Genomic DNA, 19,353 nt, shown 5'->3' with positions numbered 1-19,353 from the left:
CCTGCCTTAGTGATAGGCGGGCGGCACGATCGAGAATTTCGACGCCAGTTCGGAAAAAGCCGCGCGGGTAATGGGATCGACAGGCGCGCCTTCCCGTTCCCGTCTTGCCGCCACCGCCCATTCCCGGTCGCCCGGGGCCATGACCTTGCAGTCCTCCCGCACCGGCGAGCCGCGCAGCACTTCGAGATAACGTTTCATGCCCTCGTCGAACACTTCGCGTTCAAGGAAGGCTTCCGGCTTCAGCGCCAGAACAAAGGCTCCAAGGCCACGCGGCGTGGAAAAATCGGGCCCGCCCATGGGATCTATATCGAAACTGAGCTTCATGCCGCTGAGAACGGCGCTGAAAATCTCCACCATGCCCGCCAGCGCCGCGCCCTTGAAACCGAATGCGCCGCCGAGCGGTGCCAGCATTTCAACGGCATGGGGGTTCTGCGTATCGATGCCGTCGCCGTCAGATGCGACACCGTCAGGCAATTGCTGTTCGAGGCTGCGGTAAAGCAGAACGCGATTATAGGGCACGGCACTGGTGGCCATGTCCAGCAGCCAGGGCATGTCATCCGCCGCCGGCACACCGACGGCAATCGGATTGGTGCCGTGAAAACGCATCGCACCATCATGCAGGCGCACGAAACTGTCGGAATTGCAGAAGGCAAGGCCAATGTAACCCTGCCGCGCCGCTTCCAGCGCGTAGGCGCCGGCGGGGCCGAAATGCGATGAGTTGCGGATTGCCACCGCGCCGATGCCGAATTTTTCGGCCAGCGCCATGGCATTGTCCATCGCCGCATAGGTGGCCCGGGCGCCGTGGGCATGGTCGGCATCGATAGTCTCCACCGCGCCGAAGCCTGAGACGCGGCGGATCTGCGGCCGCCGATTGAGACGTCCGCCTTCAAGGGCGGTGATGTAATGGGCAAGCAGGCGCACGCCGTGGCTGTCGACACCAAGCCTTGTGCCATGCATCATGGCGCGGGTTGCGGCATCGGCCGTCTCGTCATCCGTGCCGGCTGCGAGGAAGGTGCTGCGGCAGAACCGCTCCAGCTCATCCAGCCTTGCGAGAACGGCGACGTTTTCATTGCTGTGCGACATGCGGGGAACCCTCCCGATTCCAGAATCCATGCCGCACAGGCTATTCACGGAGCGCGTTTTTGCAATCGAATATCGCGTCCCGAATAATCAATCAGTCGTCCGCGCCCATCGCATCATAGGGATCGCGCTCACCGGCGATGATGGCGCGCTTGCCGACATGGTTTGCAGGGCCGACAATGCCTTCCTGCTCCATGCGCTCCACCAGCGAGGCGGCGCGGTTATAGCCAACCGACAGGCGGCGCTGGATATAGGAAGTCGAGCACTTCTTGTCGCGCATCACCACCTTGACGGCCTTTTCATAGAGATCGTCGCTGTCGTCGTCGCCCATCGACGTCTTGTCGAAGACTGCCACGTCCTCTTCCGCCTCTTCATCGGCCTCTTCAGCGTCTTCGGTGACGGTGCCGAGATATTCCGGACGGCCCTGGGTCTTCAGATGCGCCACGACCTTCTCCACTTCCTCATCCGAAACGAACGGGCCGTGGACACGGGCGATGCGGCCGCCGCCCATCATGTGCAGCATGTCGCCCTGACCGAGCAGATGCTCTGCGCCCTGTTCGCCAAGGATGGTGCGGCTATCGATTTTCGAGGTTACCTGGAAGGAGATGCGGGTCGGGAAGTTCGCCTTGATCGTGCCGGTGATGACATCGACCGAAGGGCGCTGCGTGGCCATGATGAGGTGGATGCCGGCGGCACGCGCCATCTGCGCCAGGCGCTGGATCGCCCCTTCGATCTCCTTGCCGGCAACCATCATCAGGTCGGCCATCTCGTCGACGATGACGACGATGTAAGGCATGGCCGTAAGGTCCATTTCCTCCTGCTCGTAAACAGCCTCGCCGGTGGCGCGGTCAAAGCCGGTCTGCACGTTGCAGAACACCGTTTCGCCCTTGGCGCGGGCAGCGGCTGCCCTTGCATTGTAGCCGTCGATATTGCGCACGCCGAGACGCGACATCTTGCGATAACGGTCTTCCATTTCGCGCACGGCCCATTTCAGCGCCATGACCGCCTTTTTCGGATCGGTAACAACCGGCGTCAACAGATGCGGAATGCCGTCATAAACCGACAGTTCAAGCATTTTCGGATCGACCATGATCAGGCGGCATTCTTCCGGCTTCAGACGGTAGAGCAGCGACAGGATCATGGTATTGATGGCGACGGACTTGCCGGAACCGGTGGTGCCGGCGACGAGCAGATGCGGCATCTTCGCCAGTTCGGCAATGACGGGTTCGCCGCCGATGGTCTTGCCAAGGCAGAGCGCAAGCTTCTGGCGGGTTTCGGCATAATCGTTCGCTTCGATCAATTCACGCAGATAGACCGTTTCGCGGACCGGGTTCGGCAGTTCGATGCCGATGACATTGCGGCCGGGTACAACGGCGACACGGGCCGACAGCGCCGACATGGAGCGTGCGATATCATCGGACAGGCCGATGACGCGCGAGGATTTGACACCGGGGGCTGGTTCAAACTCGTAAAGTGTCACGACCGGGCCGGGGCGAACATCGATGATCTCGCCCTTGATGCCGAAATCCTCAAGCACGCTTTCCAGAAGCCCGGCGCTCTGTTCCAGCGCTTCGGGCGTCATGGTCGTGGTCTGCTGGACGCGGGCTTCCTGCAGGAGATCAATGGAGGGATATTGATATTCTCCCTCGGCAAAGACCGGCGCTTCGCGGAACATCGGCTGCGAAGCCTGGATGGGCGCGCGTGGCGTGAAGCGCGGCTCTGCCGCTACTTTTGCTGCCGGCCGGCTTTCAATCGGCTGGGCCTGCTCGATCGGCCGCTGCGGCTCGATGAAGACGGGTTCCTCCGCCACCGGCTGCGATGCGATTTCCAGTTCTGCGGCCGGCGTGGCGACCGGAACAACGGCCTGGCGCACGCCGATTTCCCGGTAAAGCCGGATCGCGGAGCCGCCCGGCACGGTGACGACCGGCGGCTCGGCTGAAAGCACGACGGCAGCGGCCGACGACACGGCAACGGCAGGGATGGACGCCGTCGGCGCCGGGCTCGTCAAAGCAGGATTTGCCAGCGTCGGATTTGCAAGAGCCGGATTTGCAAAATTGGCGCGCAGATAGGCGGGAACGGTCTCGACCGCTGCACCCGGCAGATCAAGCGTCATGACTTCCCAAAACAGCTCATCCGGCAGGTGGGCGGCAAAGGCCGGAACGGACGCAGCCGGCATGGCGGCCTGCGCCACAGCAACTGGCTGGACGGCAGGCTGCGGCTGAACGGCGGCAAATACCCTCTGTACCGGCGTTTCCACCATCGGCACAGATGTCACGGCCTCCGCTGGCGCCTGTGCGGCGGCCGCAGCTTCTTCCGCCTGCTTGCGCGCAAGTTCGAGACGCAATTTATAGGTCAGCGCCCTGGCGCCGCGCGCATCGGGCGGCTGCGGCAGGAAGGGCATGCGCTGCGGCGGCACGCGCTGCTCGGCCGGCTTTACGACCTGATGGGACAGGGCAGCAACATCCTCATATGCGACGGCCTGCTGCACCGTCGCTTCCGGCTCCACCGTGTCCGGCACAGCGACAGCAACGATTTCCTCTTCGAGACTATGGATTTCTTCCGGAATATTCGGCGTCTCGACCGGCATGCGTCGGCTAAAGACGCTTTCCGGCGTGCGGGTAAAGCGCACATTGGGGCCAAGCACAAAAGCATTCTGCCAGCCGGGCATTTCGGCACGGCCTTCAATGGCATCGGCTGCGCTGACATCGGCATTGGGCCGGGGCGCGGCACTTGCCTTCATCGCCGTCTGCTGCCCGGCAACCGCCTTGCCGCCGGCAGGACGAGCGTTTTCGCTCCCCTCCCCTGCGTTATTGGACGAATTCTGGAATCTGGATCGGGAGAAGCTCATGGCAGCGTGCACACTCATCATAAACGTACATATTTCGGTCTCCCTGAAATAGAAAATAAAGGTTAATTACCCCTTTCCAAACGGCGCCCCGGCGGCAGATTTCACCTCACCTTCGAGCCCGCCCTGGTAAGCGCCGACAGCAAAAACAACGATCAACACTCTGTTTTTATTTTATTAAATCGGTTTTTCCGCAAACTGGGGATATTCCGCAGCAACGGGGGAAAACCAGATTGGCGCGGGTAAGGCATATTGTTTCTTCAAACTCATCAGCAACGTAAAATCATTGCTGTAAAGGCCGCGAATTAACGTGGACACTGGCGAGGTTGCAGTCTTAAGATCGGCGTGCCGCGGGCCAAGCGGAAAAGCCCGTCTCGCCCTCATTTCCGGAGTGAAATTCATGTCGCCTGTCCAGCTTTCCCGCCGCTCGCTTCTCAAGACCTCACTTGCTCTTGCCGCAACCACGGGACTGGCGGGAATTGCCGCAGCGCAGGAAAAATCCGGCGGGCGGCTGATCGTCGCGGCCGATTCGGAGCCGAAAAACCTCAACCCGGCCATCGTCGCCTCCAATGGCGTGTTTTATATCGCCAGCAAGATTGTCGAGCCGCTGGCGGAAGCCTCCTTTAATGGCAAGGACGGGCTGGAGCCGCGGCTTGCGACCGAATGGCAGGGATCGGATGATGGCTTGAGCGCCACCTTCAAGCTGCGCGAAGGCGTGACCTGGCATGACGGCAAACCGTTCACCTCGGCGGATGTGGCCTTTTCGGCGCTTTCGGTGTGGAAACCATTGCAGAACCTCGGCCGGCTGGTCTTCGCCAATCTGGACAAGGTGGAAACGCCTGATGACCACACGGCCGTCTTCCGTTTTTCCAAGCCCACGCCGTTCCAGCTCATCCGTAATGCTTTGCCTGTCGTCACCAGCGTCGTGCCGAAACATCTCTATGAAGGCACCGATATCGCCACCAATCCGGCCAATACCAAACCGGTCGGCACCGGGCCTTTCGTTTTTGCCGAATACAAACCCGGCGAATATTACCGCCTGACCCGCAACCCGAATTACTGGGGCAAAGACCAGCCGCAGCTCGAGGAAATCATCTATCGCGTCCTGCCGGACCGTGCGGGGGCAGCCTCGGCGCTGGAAGCCGAAGAAATCCAGTTGGCCGCCTTCTCCGCCGTGCCGCTCGCCGATCTTGCCCGCATCGCCAAAGAGCCGGGTATCAAGGTAATCGCTGACGGCTACGAGGCGCTGACCTATCAGCTGGTGGTGGAAATCAACCACCGCCGCAAGGAATTGGCCGACCTCAAGGTCAGAAAGGCCATTGCCCACGCCATCGACAAGAAATTCGTCATCGACAAGGTGTTCCTCGGTTATGCCACGGCATCGACAGGCCCCGTGCCGAAAAACGCCCCTGAATTTTATACCGGCGATGTGGAGACCTATGATTTCGACGTCGCCAAGGCCAATGCCCTCTTGGATGAGGCCGGTTATGCGCGCGGACCCGATGGAAAGCGTTTCGCGCTGAAGCTTCTGCCTGCGCCCTATTTCAATGAAACCAGACAATTCGGCTCCTATCTTCGACAGGCGCTTCAGGAAATCGGCATTGATGCCGAGCTGGTCAATAATGATGCCGCAGCACACCAGAAGGCGGTCTATACCGACCACGCCTTCGATCTGGCCGTTGCTCCCCCGGTGTTCCGTGGCGATCCGGCAATCTCCACCACGATTCTCGTGCGCTCCGGCATTCCCGCCGGCGTCGGCTTCTCCAATCAGGGCGGATATGAGAACAAGGCGCTCGATACGCTGATCGACAAGGCGGCGGAAACCGTGGATACGGCCGCGCGGACAGCACTTTACAAGGATTTCCAGCAACAGGTTACAGCTGATCTGCCGCTCATCAACGTCGCTGAATGGGGTTTCATCACGGTGGCGCGCGATACGGTCAAACATGTCGCCAGCAATCCGCGCTGGGCGGTTTCCAACTGGGCGGACACCGCGGTCGATAGTTGAGGCCGCGCCGTGAAACGTGCGACGTCTTTGCTGCGGCGAAGGGCGATCAGCGCCATTCCGGTGCTGCTGATCGTTCTCATCTTCACCTTCGCCCTGCTTGAAAATGCCTCCGGCGATGCGGTGGATGCCTATCTCGTTTCCATCGGCGGCGGCGATGCCGGGCTGCGGGATGCGCTGCGCGAGCAATATGGCCTCAACGGCTCGATGCTTGCCCGCTTCTGGCTCTATGCCAGTTCGGTGCTGCGGCTCGATCTCGGCTGGTCGCTTGTCTTTGACCGGCCAGTGCTGGGGTTGATCCTTGAGCGGCTGCCGAACACGCTGCTTCTGATGGGCAGCGCCACCGCTCTTGCCTTCATCGTCGGCACCGCGCTCGGTATCGTCGCGGGGGCACGCCCCGGCGGGGTGACCGACCGGGTGCTCTCCGCCTTGTCGCTCACGCTTTACGCCACGCCCGGTTTCTGGCTCGGCCTCGTTCTCGCCATCGTCTTTGCCGTGCAGCTTCGCTGGCTGCCGACGTCAGGCATAGAAACCATCGCATCGGGCAAACAGGGCTTTGCAAGGGCGCTGGATATTGCCCGCCATCTCGTGCTGCCGGTCGCCAGCCTTGGCCTCATCTATCTGGCACTGTTCCTGCGCGTCATGCGCACCGCCATGGCCGCGGTCTGGCCGCTGGATTTCGTACTTTTTGCGCAATCCAAGGGGCTTTCCAGACGGCGCATCGTGCTGCGCCATGTTGCCCGCAACGCGGCGCTGCCGCTCATCACTGTGCTTGGCCTGCAGGCCGCAACCATGCTGGGCGGCAGCGTGGTGATTGAAAGCGTCTTCGCCATTCCGGGTTTCGGGCGGCTGGCGCAGGAGGCCGTCAGCGGTCGCGATACGCCGCTTCTGATGGGCATCATCCTCACCAGCGCCGTCTTCGTCATCCTCGTCAATCTCGCCGTCGACATTCTCTATTCCATTCTCGATCCGCGCATCGGCAGCGGGGAGAGTGCGGCATGAATTTCGCTCTCCGGCTCCTGCGCAATTTCGAAGGGGTGACGGGCACCGTCATCCTGACGTTGCTGGCGGTAATTGCGCTCTCCGCACCCCTCCTGTTCCCCGGCGATCCGCTGGCGATCGTCGGCGAGCCGCTGATTGCGCCGTTTACGGATGTCGCCCTGCCGCTCGGCACCGACCGGCTGGGCCGCAATGTGCTGGCCGAACTTGCCCATGGCGCACAAGCATCGCTGCTCGTCGGCATGGGTGCGGCCGCCGCAGCACTTGTTTTCGGCACCGTCATCGGCACGATTGCCGGTTTTGCCGGCGGCCTCGTGGATGAGGCGCTGATGCGCGTCACTGACGCCTTCCAGATCGTGCCGAATTTCCTGCTGGCGCTTGCCTTTGTCAGCACCATCGGCCCCTCGATGCCGACAGTCATTCTGGCCATTGCGCTCGGCGCGTGGGCGGATCCGGCGCGGTTGATGCGGGCGCAGGTGCTGAGCATCCGCGAGCGGGACTATGTGCAATCCGCCCGCGCCATCGGCATGCATCCGCTGGAAATCGCCTTCCGGCAGATATTGCCCAATGCCCTGCCGCCGGTTCTGGCGCTCGCCGCCATCATCGTTGCCGCGGCCATCCTCACCGAGGCGGCGCTCTCCTTCCTCGGGCTTGGCGATCCCAATATCGTCACCTGGGGCTCGATGATCGCGGAAGGACGCAACGTGCTCCGCTCGGCGGCGTTCCTGTCCGTCATCCCCGGCATCGGCCTGCTGGTCACCGTGCTCGGTGTCTATCTTTTCGGAGAAGGCATCAACCGGGCAATGGCGACGAGGAGGCAGGCACCATGAGCGGCAACGCCCTTTGCCGGATAGACGATCTCAGCGTCCGTTACGCCGCGGCCGATGCACCGGCGCTGCGCAAGGTTTCCCTGACGATACGGCAGGGGCAGCGGCTGGCGATCATCGGCGAAAGCGGCTCGGGCAAATCCACGCTCGGCAAGGCGATCGCCGGGCTTCTGCCGCAGACCGCGCGGGTCTCGGGCGATATTTCCTGGAGCCGTGACAGCGGCCTTTTCACCGGCAGGCCGATGCCGGGGCGCGATATCGGCACGATCTTTCAGGATACCGGCGCGACGCTGAACCCGGTCCTGACCATCGGCGAACAGGTGGCGGAAGGCGCGGTGCGCCATCTCGGCCTCTCATGGAAGGAGGCGCGCGATCTTGCCCGCGATCTTCTGGAAAAGGTGCGGCTGCCGCATCCCTCCCATCTGCTCTCCGCCTATCCGCACCAGCTTTCCGGCGGGCAGAGGCAACGCGTTGCGATTGCCGCCGCCATTGCAGCGCGCCCTTCGATCCTGATTGCCGACGAGGCGACGAGCGCGCTCGACACGGTAACCCAGGCGGCCATCGCCACCCTTCTCGATGATCTCGTGCGCGAGGAAGAAAGAACGCTTGTCTTCATCACCCATGATATCGGCCTTGCCTCCAGCCTTGCCGACGACATCACGGTTTTAAGCGCCGGCGAGCTGGTGGAACACGGCCCGGCCCGCCGGGTGCTTTCCGCGCCCGCGCATGCCTATACCCGGGCGCTGCTTGCCGATTACCTCGATCTTTCGACCCCGCCGCTCGTCAGCGAGGCCGTGCCATGAATGAAACCCTTCTGAGCGTGGACGGCCTTTCCAAGACCTACCGCACCGGCGCAAGAACGGTGACGGCGCTCTCCGATATCTCGTTTTCGCTCAAGCGCGGCGAGACGCTGGGCCTTGCCGGCCCCTCCGGCTGCGGGAAATCGACACTGGCGCGCATCCTCATGCGGCTGATCCCCGCCGACGAAGGCACGGTCCGTTTCGAAAACCGCAACTGGCTCGCGCTTGGCGGCAGCGCATTGCGCAACGCCCGGCAGCAGATGCAGATGGTGTTTCAGGATACGCATGGCGCCCTCAACCCACGCGCCACCGTCGAGGACGCCATAGGCGAGCCGCTGCGCATTCACCGCATCGTTCAGAGACGCGAGCGCCCGGCGGAAATACGCCGCCTTCTCGAGCGTGTCGGCCTGCCTGCCGCCTATGCCGGTCGCTCCGTCTTCGAACTTTCGGGCGGGCAGAGGCAGCGTGTGGCGATTGCCCGCGCCATTGCGCTCAAGCCATCGCTTCTCATTATGGACGAAGCGGTCTCGGCGCTCGATGTTTCGGTTCGCCGGCAGATTCTCGAACTGCTGGTGGAAATACAGCGGGAAACGGCAATTTCCTGTATTTTCGTTTCCCACGATCTCGCCGTCATCCGCGCCGTCTGCCACCGTGTCGCGATCATGGAGACGGGTCGGATCGTCGAAATCGGCGGGACCGGAGCGATCATTTCCGCGCCGCAATCCTCGACCGCCAGAAGCCTGATTGACGCCGCACCGCGGCTCATCACCACCATGCAAGGATAAGACATGCCCGCCCCGGATTATGCATTGCTCCTCGACCCGCCCGCTTTCCCCGCCAAGCGTTACGCCGTGCTGGCCGACCGGCTTGCGGCCCTGATGGGCACAAAAAACGACGTGCTGCTGATACAGGCGGAAGCCGTGCTGGCGCTGGAGGCGGCGGCAACAAGCCTCGCGCGGCCGGGGCTGAGGGCGCTCAACATCGTCACCAGCCCCTATGGCGCATGGTTCGGCGGCTGGCTGGAACGGGGCGGCGCAACGGTGCGCAACCTGACGGCCAGCCCGGCAAAGCCGGTGACGCTGGCCGAGGTTGAGAGCGCGCTGGATGACGGGCCGGGTTTCGATCTTCTAGCCATCGTGCATGCGGAATCGGCAAGCGGCATTCTCAACCCCCTGCCCGCCATTGCCGCGCTGGCGCAAGAAAGAGGCGTTATCACCCTGGTGGATGCCGTCGCCTCGATTGGCGGCCATGCCTTCGAGGTCGACAGACTGGGCGTCGATATCGCCGTCATCGGGCCGCAGAAGGCGCTGGCCGGCCCGGCAGGCATATCGGCCATTTCGGTCAGCCCAAAAGCATGGCAGCTGCTTTCGCACGACAAAGCACCCAGCAACTCCATGCTCTCGCTTCTCGACCAGAAACAGCTCTGGCTGGATGCCGGCCGTGGCGCACTGCCCGGAACGCCGGCGCCGCTGGAATTTTACGCGCTGGAGGCCGCACTCGACAGGATCGAGGCGGAGGGTCTGCCAGCCGCCAATGTGCGGCACGAGCGGGCGGCGGCGGCCACCCGTCATGGCATCAGGGCACTCGGCATCGCCAATTGGGTGGAAGACGCGCATTCCTCAGCCCTCGTTTCCACGGCGATCCTGCCGGATACTATCGAAACCGGAGCGTTTCTCGCCGCTGTATCCAGAGAGCATGGCGCGGATATTTCCGCCGGCGTCGGCCCCGGCGCGGAACGGCTGATAAGGCTCAACCACACCGGCCGGCGTGCGCATCCGCAGGCGGTGAAAGCCAATATCGCAGCCGTCTCAGGTGCCCTGAAAAACCTCGGCCATGCCACCGATACCGATTCCGCGCTGGAAGCGGCCGAAAAGAGCTATTCCGAGGTCGCTGCGAAAGAGGTTTGAGGACACCCACAAACATTCATTGCGTGAAATCCGGCACCGGTGAAACGCCAATCACGACATTGTTGTTAAAAATAGTAGACAAATTCCGTGGCCAATCTTGACGAAATCATGGCAACGCGCGAAACTTAACACACCGTTAACTCGCGTGAAGAAGGGAACTGGCCATGGTAGCAGGGTTCAACATGCTCTCCTTTGACCTCTTTGGCATCGGCCGAAGAATGCCCGTCATCAATGAGCGGGTGGAGACCGAGTTTCAGGACAAGACACCGCGCAGACCGGACGACGAACAACATGATGACGACCGTGACCAGGAATATGAACTGTTCTTCTGGTCGCTTTATCCGGTGATCTAGATCACCCGCAGCGGCTCGCCGGCATGAACCTTGCCAAGGACGGCAGGTTCATTCAATGATTGCCACATGCCGTCTGGAAATGAAAAGAACTCTGCAAACAGAGACGTGTTGCTCCTGCGCCGCCTGCTGCGCGCCAGGGATCATATGGACGCGGCACCGCATGAGGCATGGCCCGTTTCACGCCTTGCAAAAGTCAGCGGCGCCTCGCAGGCGCATTTTGCAAGATCGTTTCGCGATGCCTTCGGCATACCCCCTCACCGCTATCTGCTGACCCGCCGGGTGGAGCGCGCCGTGGCGCTTTTGCGCGACACCGACCTTCCAGTCATCGACATCGCCTTGCAGACCGGCTGGAACAGCATCGGCACATTTGGCCGCGTCTTCCGCGATGTAACCGGGGAGAACCCGAGCGAAGTGCGGCGACAGATGCGGCTTTCGCCTGCCGATCTCGAGCAGGTTCCCCATTGCTTCGTCAGCGCCGCCCATCGCCCCAATCTCACAATCGCAGTTTCGGAGAAGCGCCGACAGGCGAAAGGCGTTAGGCACGATGAGTGAAAGGGAGATAGCTCATGAAAAATGGTGTTCAAGTCGTCGGGCTTTACGTTCATGACCAGGACGAGGCGCTGCAATTTTATGTCGAAAAACTTGGATTTCGTGTGCATACGGACGCACGCAACGGCGATTATCGCTGGTTGACCGTGCAGCATCCGGACCAGCCGGATTTCCAGCTCGGCCTGTTTCGGCCGCAGGCCCCGACCGTTGACGAGGCGACGGCGCAGGATCTGAACGAAGCCGTGGCCAAGGGCGCCATGCCGCCTTTGGTTCTCGTGGTCGAGGATTGTCAGAAGGCCTTTGACGGCATGCACAAGCGCGGCGTCGAATTCACCCAGGAACCAATCGCCCGCTATGGATCAGTGGATGCGAGTTTCCGCGACCCTTCCGGCAATGGCTGGAAGCTCGTTCAGGCCCGTTGAGGCAACCGTGTGTCACATTCCATCATGGATGCTTTTTCTCGGGGGCGACTTTGATCTTGCAAAAATGGATAAGGCAGAGCCATCGATGGCTGGGCATTCTGCTGACCGTCACCATTCTGGCGAACTTCGCTTCGATGGCTTTCGGCCCGACACCACCGGTGATCGTTTATGCCCCGCTTCTTCCGCTGACTTTGCTTGTCTTCAGCGGGCTCTACATGTTCTTCCTGCCTTATCTGGGAAAGCCGCTCTCCCCCTCGAAGGAGTAGGCAGGCGGGCGACGAGGCGCTGTATGCCTCACGCATCAGAAACATTGCGGCGGTTTTGAAGACCGGCGCTTCATCGATGCCTGAAAACATTTCAGCCCCGGGACGACGCCCCGGGGCTGATTTTTAGCCGATTTTTAAAAGCGGCCGGCCGAAACGGCCTTGCCTTTAGTGGTTGTCGCGCGGCAGGCCCTTGGTCTGGGCGATGCGCTGATACTTGACCGCCGGTTCCAGAACCGCGCCGGTTTCCATCTGGCTGACGATGCCGCGCTGGATTTCCTGCCATGGCGTCTGGTGGTCCGGGAACTTGTAACCGCCCTCAGCCGACAGCGCCTCGTAACGCTTGGCCAGCTCTTCACCTGAAATCAGGATATCCGCCTTGCCGCGACCCACATCGATGCGGACGCGGTCGCCGGTCTGCAGGATGGCGAGACCGCCGCCGGCCGCTGCTTCCGGGGAAGCGTTGAGGATGGACGGGCTGCCCGACGTGCCGGACTGACGGCCATCGCCGATGCAGGGCAGCGAACTAACGCCTTGCTTCAGAAGATAATCCGGTGCGCGCATGTTCACCACTTCCGCTGCACCCGGATAACCGATCGGGCCTGCACCGCGCATGAAGAGCACGGTGCTGGCGTCGATGCCGAGCGACGGATCGTCGATGCGGTGATGGTAATCTTCCGGACCATCAAACACCACGGCGCGGCCTTCGAAAGCTTCCGGATCATCAGGGTTGGACAGATAACGATTGCGGAATTCTTCCGAGATCACGCTCGTCTTCATGATGGCGGAGGAGAACAGGTTGCCGCGCAGCACGCGGAAGCCGGCGCGCTCCTTGAGCGGCTGCTCATAGGGGCGGATGACCTTCTCGTCTTCAATGATCGCACCACGGCAATTGTCGCCGATGGTCTTGCCGTTGACGGTCATGGCGTCTTCCATGATCAGTCCCTGCGTCATCAGCTGGTTGACGACTGCGGGCACGCCGCCGGCATGATAATAATCCTCGCCGAGATATTCACCGGCCGGCTGCAGGTTGACGAGCAGCGGCACGTCTTCGCCATAGGTCTGCCAGTCATCCACCGTCAGCTCGACGCCGACATGGCGGGCAAGGCCGTTCAGGTGGATCGGCGCGTTGGTGGAGCCGCCGATGGCCGAATTGACGCGGATGGCGTTGATGAAGGCATCCTTGGTCATGATGTCTGATGGCTTCAGGTCTTCCTTGACCATTTCAACGATACGCAGGCCGGTGAGGTAGGAAACTTCCTGACGGTCACGGTAAGGGGCCGGGATGGCGGCGGAGCCGGGAAGCTGCATGCCGAGCGCTTCGGCCAGCGAGTTCATGGTCGTTGCCGTGCCCATGGTGTTGCAATAGCCGGTGGACGGCGCCGACGAGGCGACGAGCTTGACGAAACCCTGATAGTCGATCTCGCCCTTCGCCAGCAATTCGCGTGCCTTCCAGACGATGGTGCCGGAACCGGTGCGTTCACCACGGAACCAGCCGTTCAGCATGGGGCCGACGGAAAGGGCGATGGCCGGAATGTTGACGGTGGCCGCCGCCATAAGACAGGCAGGCGTGGTCTTGTCACAGCCGATGGTCAGCACGACGCCATCGAGCGGATAGCCATAAAGCACTTCCACGAGGCCGAGGTAAGCCAGGTTGCGGTCGAGGCCGGCCGTCGGGCGTTTGCCGGTTTCCTGGATCGGATGAACCGGAAATTCGATCGCGATGCCGCCGGCTTCGCGGATGCCTTCACGCAGGCGGTTTGCCAGTTCCAGATGGTGACGGTTGCAGGGCGAAAGATCCGAGCCGGTCTGGGCAATGCCGATGATCGGGCGATCGGACTGAAGCTCGGCCTGGCTCAGACCGAAGTTCATGTAACGCTCGAGATAAAGTGCCGTCATATCCGCATTGGCGGGGTTGTCGAACCACGCGCGCGAACGAAGCTTGCCTTGGGTTGCAGGCAGATTGTCGGATTTGGTCATGATGCAGGTCTCCAGCCGGAAGTGGCCAACGGTAAAATATTACGAAATGCGACAAGCTTATGTTGTGCGCAAGGAAAATGGAATCAGCTTTCGGAGTTCACGCATAACCGACAGAGCCGGTCCAGACGAGTGGATCGGCACCGTTCTTCGGCTTTAGCCGAACATTTTTCGGTGCTTACGATGATACCGGCTATCTGCAACGGTCTCTCCCTCCCTCCCTGCCCTGTCGGGTGGCCGCTGGTTTCTCGCGCCGCACTCCGTCTCAAGCCAATCTACTTATTTGTATTACTATTAGATGTCATCTTAGCCTGTCAAGCCGCATCGAAGCCCGTTTCCGGTATGTTTTCACAGAGAAAAAAGACACGAGAAATACTTACAAGTCATTGATTCATTGGATTTTAAGGTAAAATTCCGATCGAACTGACATCGCGCAATTTGCAGAAGGTCTAAAAAACCGCTTTTCAAGAGTATTACTATATGCTCATAGTGTGCCCGTCACGCTGTCATCATCTCTGGGAGGATAAGATGAGAAAAGCTCTTGCGGCATTCACTGTCGCCGTTTCCGCATGCCTTGCATCCAGTGTTTCCGCACAATCGCTTACCGTCGGCTTCTCGCAGATCGGCTCGGAATCCGGGTGGCGCGCGGCTGAAACCACCGTCACCAAACAGCAGGCCGAAAAGCGCGGCGTCACGCTGAAATTCGCCGACGCACAGCAGAAGCAGGAAAACCAGATCAAGGCCGTTCGCGGCTTCATCGCGCAGGGTGTCGACGCGATCCTGATCGCCCCTGTGGTCGCGACCGGCTGGGATGCGGTGCTGAAGGAAGCCAAGGAAGAAAAAATCCCCGTCATCCTGCTCGACCGCCAGATCGAGGCGCCGGATGATCTTTACCTGACCGCCGTAACCTCCGATCAGGTGCACGAGGGCAAGGTGGCCGGTGACTGGCTGGTCAAGGATGTCGGATCCAAGGATTGCAAAGTCGTGGAACTGCAGGGCACGACCGGCTCTTCACCCGCCATCAACCGCAAGAAGGGTTTCGAGCAGGCCATCGAATCCCACAAGAACATCAAGATCGTGCGCTCGCAGACGGGTGACTTCACCCGCACCAAGGGCAAGGAAGTGATGGAAAGCTTCATCAAGGCCGAAGGCGGCGGCAAGGATATCTGTGCCGTCTACGCCCATAATGACGACATGGCCGTCGGCGCGATCCAGGCGATCAAGGAAGCCGGCCTGAAGCCCGGAACCGACATCAAGATCGTCTCCATCGACGCCGTGCCCGACATCTTCAAGGCCATGGCGGATGGCGAGGCCAATGCGACGGTGGAACTGACACCTGATATGGCCGGCCCCGCTTTTGACGCGCTCGAAGCCTATCTGAAGGACAAGAAGGAACCGCCGAAGTGGATCCAGACGGAATCCAAGCTTTATACGGCATCCGATGATCCGATGAAGGTTTACGAGGCGAAGAAGGGCCTGGGATACTGAGCTATTTCTTCGGGGAAACGGCGCAGGAGCTGCGCCGTTTCCGCCCAGGCTGCAGAACGATCGCATATGAAGCGAGCGGATGAGGCTTGCTTCTTCTCCCCGCCGGGGAGAAGTCCGCGGCAGCGGGATGAGGGGGCAAGCTCTCCGAAATCCGGCACCGTTACCCCCTCATCCGACCCTTCGGGCCACCTTCTCCCCGGCGGGGAGAAGAAACCCAGCCGCTCCCGACGCGCTCATTCCACCCTTGATACGAGACCCATTTCGATACGGAACTGCTCAATGTCCGAAACGGCACCACTTCTGGAAGCACGCGTCATCGGCAAATCCTTTCTCGGGATCACGGCGCTTGATGGCGTCGATTTTTCGCTCGGGCGCGGTGAAATCCACGCATTGCTCGGCGAAAACGGCGCGGGCAAATCGACGCTGATCAAGATCTTGACCGGCGTTTATCACCGCGACAGCGGTTCGATCTTTCTGGAAGGTAGCGAAATCTCGCCCACCAATGTCGGCGAGGCGCAGGCGCTGGGCATCGGCACTGTCTATCAGGAGGTGAACCTTCTCGAAAACCTGACGGTTGCCGAAAACCTGTTTCTCGGCCGCCAGCCGCGCCGCTTCGGGCTGATCGACCGCAGCACGATGCAGAAGAATTCGCAGGCGCTGCTTGCCCAATACGGACTTTCCATCGACGTCAACGCACTGCTTTCCAGCTATTCCGTCGCCATCCGCCAGATCATCGCCATTGCCCGCGCCGTCGATCTTTCCGGCAAGGTGCTGGTGCTGGACGAACCGACTGCCAGCCTTGATGCCCATGAGGTCGAGATGCTGTTCGGCGTCTTGAGAAACCTGCGCGCGCGCGGCATCGGCATCGTCATCATCACCCACTTCCTCAATCAGGTCTATGACATAGCCGACCGGGTGACGGTGCTGCGCAACGGCCGTCTTGTCGGCACCCGCGATATCGGCAGCCTGCCCCGTTCCGAACTGATCTCGATGATGCTCGGCCGCGAGCTTCAGCACATCACCCATGAACATCAGGCAACCGAAGATACGGTTGCCGAGGGCGAGCCGCCGATCCGTTTCGAAGGTTATGGCAAACGCGGCAGCATCGCCCCCTTCGATCTCGGCATCCGCCCCGGCGAAATCGTCGGTGTCGCCGGGCTGCTGGGTTCGGGCCGGACGGAAACAGCCTTCCTGCTGTTCGGCATCGACCGGCCGGATACCGGAAAGGCTGTCATCGACGGCCAGACGGTGGCGATTTCTTCGCCGGAAGCCGCCATCACCGCCGGTTTCGGTTTCTGTCCGGAAGAGCGCAAGACCGATGGCATCATCGGCGACTTTTCCGTCACCGACAATATCGCGCTGGCGCTTCAGGCACGACAGGGTTGGGCCCGGCCACTGTCGCGCCGGCAGAAAGCGGAACTGGCCGAAAGCTTCATCAAGTCGCTCGATATCCGCCCGGCCGATCCCAACCGGCCGATCAAATTCCTGTCCGGCGGCAACCAGCAGAAGGCCATTCTGGCGCGCTGGCTCGCCACCCACCCCCGTCTGCTGATCCTCGACGAACCGACACGCGGCATCGATATCGGCGCGCATGCGGAAATCCTGAAAATGATCGAAAAACTCTGCAGCGAAGGCATGTCGCTCGTCGTCATCTCTTCGGAACTGGAAGAACTCACCGCCGTCGCACACCGTGTCGTCGTGCTTTCAGACCGCCGTCATGTCAGCGAGTTGAAGGGCGGTGACGTGACCGCCGACAACATCATGCGGGCGATTGCCGATGCGGCAAAAACGGAGGCGGCATGATGGCAGCAGTGACACGACGCCTGAAAAGAATTGCTCCGCAGCTTGCCGCGCTCTTCATCATTCTGGCAGCGATAACAATCCTTTCGCCGGGTTTCCTGCATGTCTCGTTCCAGAACGGCAGGCTCTATGGCAGTCTGGTGGATATTCTCGTGCGTGCCGCACCGGTCGCGCTTTTGACCATTGGCATGACGCTGGTCATCGCCACCAAGGGCATCGACCTTTCAATTGGCGCCGTCATCGCCATCTGCGGCGCGGTCGCGGCCACGCTCATCAGCAATGGCCATTCCATTCCCTCGGTCATCGTCATCTCGCTTGCCGTGGGCATTGCCTGCGGGTTGTGGAACGGCGTGCTGGTCGCCCTTCTCGACATACAGCCGATCATCGCCACGCTGATCCTGATGGTGGCGGGTCGCGGCATCGCCCAGCTTATTACCGAAGGCGTCATTCTCACCTTCAACAATGACAGCTTTTCCGCCATCGGCTCCGGCTCGTTCGCAGGCATTCCGCTGCCCGTCATCATCTGGGTCGCGGCGGCGCTCACGATCGGCCTTCTGGTGCGCAAGAGCGCGCTCGGTTTCCTGATCGAGGCGACCGGCATCAATCGCCGCGCCGCAGCGCTGGCCGGGGTGCGGGCCCGCTTCCTGCTGTTCTTCGTTTATGCGGTTTCCGGCCTCTGCGCGGCCATCGCCGGCATGATCGTCACCGCCGATATTCGCGGCGCGGATGCTAACAACGCCGGGCTGTGGCTGGAGCTCGACGCGATCCTTGCGGTGGTCATCGGCGGCACCTCGCTGAATGGCGGGCGCTTTTCCATCACCGCCTCGCTGATCGGCGCGCTGATCATCCAGACCATCAATACCGGCATTCTCGTCTCGGGCTTCCCGCCGGAATTCAACCTCATCATCAAGGCTGGCATCATCATGGTGGTGCTGACGCTGCAATCGCCGGCGATCATGGCCGTCCTCGGTTTCGTGAAAGCGCCGAAGCCCCACGTCAAACCGGCGGCCACCAATGGCATGACCAAGGAAGGAACCGCGCGATGATCCACAGCCGCAACCTGCCCTTCCTCACCACACTGACGATCTTCGTGATCGCCTATCTTCTCTGCGTGCTGCAATATCCGGCGATCCTGTCGACACGGGTGATCGGCAACCTTCTGACCGACAATGCCTTCCTCGGCATCGCGGCCGTCGGCATGACCTTCGTCATCCTGTCGGGCGGCATCGATCTTTCCATCGGTTCGGTCATCGCCTTCACCAGCGTCTTCGTCGCCGTCATGGTCGGCACCTATAATATCCATCCGCTGCTGGCCTTCGCCATCGTGCTGGTGGTCTCGACGCTGTTCGGCTGCCTGATGGGGGCGATGATCCGTTTCCTGTCCATCCCGCCCTTCGTGGTGACGCTGGCCGGCATGTTTTTGGCGCGCGGGGCTGCCTATTTGATCTCGACGCAGTCAGTGCCGATCTCGCATCCGTTCATCGATGCGATACAGGGCTTTTATTACCGCTTCCCCGGCGGCGGCAGGCTGACGGCGCTCGCCATGCTGATGCTTCTTGTCTTTGCCGCCGGCATGCTGATCGCCAGCCGCACCCGCTTCGGCGCCAATATCTATGCGCTCGGCGGCAACCCGCAATCGGCGGAGCTGATGGGCGTGCCGATCGGCGCGACGACCATCGGCATTTATGCGCTGTCCGGCTTTCTCTCCGGCCTCGCCGGCATCGTCTATACGCTCTACACCTCGTCGGGCTATTCGCTGGCGACGGTGGGCGTTGAACTCGACGCCATCGCTGCGGTCGTGATCGGCGGCACGCTTCTGACCGGCGGCACGGGGCTGGTGGCGGGCACCTTCATCGGCCTGCTGATCCAGGGGCTGATCCAGACCTACATCGTTTTTGACGGGACGCTTTCCTCCTGGTGGACGAAAATCGTCATCGGTGTGCTGCTTTTCGTCTTCATCGTGTTGCAGCGCGCAATCATCTGGTATTCAAACAGGAGACTGGCCGGGCCACACCCGGCATAACCACCAAGGGAGGCT

Annotated in this window: 18 protein-coding genes; 14 read left to right on the top strand and 4 right to left on the bottom strand. The window is 61.4% G+C overall.

What is annotated here, in order from left to right; all coding sequences use genetic code 11:
* Positions 1-6: 6 nt before the first annotated feature.
* The 3 genes from PL640_RS21440 to PL640_RS21430 all read right to left on the bottom strand — a co-directional run bounded on the left by PL640_RS21440 (position 7) and on the right by PL640_RS21430 (position 4,327).
* Positions 7-1,083, bottom strand: a complete 1,077-nt coding sequence (locus PL640_RS21440) for an Ldh family oxidoreductase (RefSeq protein WP_271363466.1) — start codon at positions 1,081-1,083, stop codon at positions 7-9.
* 91 nt (positions 1,084-1,174) lie between these two features.
* The gene (locus tag PL640_RS21435) at positions 1,175-3,949 is read right to left on the bottom strand and encodes a DNA translocase FtsK (protein WP_271363465.1); all 2,775 of its coding nucleotides are present in this window, start codon (positions 3,947-3,949) and stop codon (positions 1,175-1,177) included.
* A gap of 153 nt (positions 3,950-4,102) precedes the next feature.
* Positions 4,103-4,327 carry a hypothetical protein gene (locus PL640_RS21430; RefSeq protein WP_271363464.1) on the bottom strand — a complete coding sequence of 75 codons (225 nt, stop codon included), beginning with the start codon at positions 4,325-4,327 and terminating at the stop codon, positions 4,103-4,105.
* Here PL640_RS21430 and PL640_RS21425 point away from each other — a divergent pair.
* The 10 genes from PL640_RS21425 to PL640_RS21380 all read left to right on the top strand — a co-directional run bounded on the left by PL640_RS21425 (position 4,326) and on the right by PL640_RS21380 (position 12,053).
* Positions 4,326-5,933, top strand: a complete 1,608-nt coding sequence (locus tag PL640_RS21425) for an ABC transporter substrate-binding protein (protein ID WP_161991433.1) — start codon at positions 4,326-4,328, stop codon at positions 5,931-5,933. The genes PL640_RS21430 and PL640_RS21425 overlap by 2 nt on opposite strands.
* Positions 5,934-5,942: 9 nt before the next feature.
* Positions 5,943-6,932, top strand: a complete 990-nt coding sequence (locus PL640_RS21420; RefSeq protein WP_271363463.1) for an ABC transporter permease — start codon at positions 5,943-5,945, stop codon at positions 6,930-6,932.
* Entirely contained in the window at positions 6,929-7,759 is an 831-nt protein-coding gene (locus tag PL640_RS21415; RefSeq protein ID WP_271363462.1) for an ABC transporter permease, read from the top strand. The genes PL640_RS21420 and PL640_RS21415 overlap by 4 nt, the downstream gene beginning before the upstream one ends.
* Positions 7,756-8,559 carry an ABC transporter ATP-binding protein gene (locus PL640_RS21410; RefSeq protein ID WP_271363461.1) on the top strand — a complete coding sequence of 268 codons (804 nt, stop codon included), beginning with the start codon at positions 7,756-7,758 and terminating at the stop codon, positions 8,557-8,559. Before PL640_RS21415 ends, PL640_RS21410 begins: the two co-directional genes overlap by 4 nt.
* Positions 8,556-9,341: an ABC transporter ATP-binding protein gene (locus tag PL640_RS21405; RefSeq protein WP_271363460.1), complete on the top strand. Its 786-nt coding sequence runs from the start codon at positions 8,556-8,558 to the stop codon at positions 9,339-9,341. The genes PL640_RS21410 and PL640_RS21405 overlap by 4 nt, the downstream gene beginning before the upstream one ends.
* 3 nt (positions 9,342-9,344) lie before the next feature.
* Positions 9,345-10,463, top strand: coding sequence for a pyridoxal-phosphate-dependent aminotransferase family protein (locus PL640_RS21400; protein ID WP_271363459.1), 1,119 nt, complete (start codon positions 9,345-9,347; stop codon positions 10,461-10,463).
* A 164-nt stretch (positions 10,464-10,627) separates the two neighbouring features.
* Positions 10,628-10,816, top strand: coding sequence for a hypothetical protein (locus PL640_RS21395; RefSeq protein ID WP_175416803.1), 189 nt, complete (start codon positions 10,628-10,630; stop codon positions 10,814-10,816).
* A 105-nt stretch (positions 10,817-10,921) separates the two neighbouring features.
* A complete protein-coding gene (locus PL640_RS21390; protein ID WP_271363458.1) occupies positions 10,922-11,368 on the top strand; it encodes a helix-turn-helix domain-containing protein in 447 nt (148 codons plus the stop codon).
* Positions 11,369-11,382: 14 nt separating this feature from the next.
* Positions 11,383-11,787 carry a VOC family protein gene (locus PL640_RS21385; protein ID WP_271363457.1) on the top strand — a complete coding sequence of 135 codons (405 nt, stop codon included), beginning with the start codon at positions 11,383-11,385 and terminating at the stop codon, positions 11,785-11,787.
* 56 nt (positions 11,788-11,843) lie between these two features.
* Positions 11,844-12,053, top strand: a complete 210-nt coding sequence (locus PL640_RS21380; protein WP_077767891.1) for a hypothetical protein — start codon at positions 11,844-11,846, stop codon at positions 12,051-12,053.
* A 165-nt stretch (positions 12,054-12,218) separates the two neighbouring features.
* Here PL640_RS21380 and PL640_RS21375 read toward each other — a convergent pair whose 3' ends face one another.
* Positions 12,219-14,030, bottom strand: coding sequence for an IlvD/Edd family dehydratase (locus PL640_RS21375; RefSeq protein ID WP_142842774.1), 1,812 nt, complete (start codon positions 14,028-14,030; stop codon positions 12,219-12,221).
* 525 nt (positions 14,031-14,555) lie between these two features.
* On the opposite strand from PL640_RS21375, the gene ytfQ reads away from it, so the two are divergent.
* The 4 genes from ytfQ (at position 14,556) to yjfF (ending at position 19,338) form a co-directional block, all read left to right on the top strand.
* Positions 14,556-15,515: a galactofuranose ABC transporter, galactofuranose-binding protein YtfQ gene (gene ytfQ, locus PL640_RS21370; protein ID WP_174033335.1), complete on the top strand. Its 960-nt coding sequence runs from the start codon at positions 14,556-14,558 to the stop codon at positions 15,513-15,515.
* A 279-nt stretch (positions 15,516-15,794) separates the two neighbouring features.
* Positions 15,795-17,318, top strand: a complete 1,524-nt coding sequence (locus PL640_RS21365) for a sugar ABC transporter ATP-binding protein (RefSeq protein WP_271363456.1) — start codon at positions 15,795-15,797, stop codon at positions 17,316-17,318.
* The gene (locus PL640_RS21360; RefSeq protein ID WP_271363455.1) at positions 17,318-18,361 is read left to right on the top strand and encodes an ABC transporter permease; all 1,044 of its coding nucleotides are present in this window, start codon (positions 17,318-17,320) and stop codon (positions 18,359-18,361) included. The genes PL640_RS21365 and PL640_RS21360 overlap by 1 nt, the downstream gene beginning before the upstream one ends.
* On the top strand, positions 18,358-19,338 hold the full coding sequence (yjfF, locus tag PL640_RS21355) for a galactofuranose ABC transporter, permease protein YjfF (RefSeq protein WP_077767892.1): 981 nt from the start codon (positions 18,358-18,360) through the stop codon (positions 19,336-19,338). Before PL640_RS21360 ends, yjfF begins: the two co-directional genes overlap by 4 nt.
* Positions 19,339-19,353: the final 15 nt, after the last annotated feature.

Source organism: Agrobacterium sp. ST15.16.024 (assembly GCF_027956545.1).
Taxonomy (GTDB): Bacteria; Pseudomonadota; Alphaproteobacteria; order Rhizobiales; family Rhizobiaceae; genus Agrobacterium; species Agrobacterium cucumeris.
This window is presented reverse-complemented; position numbering and strand designations above follow the sequence as displayed.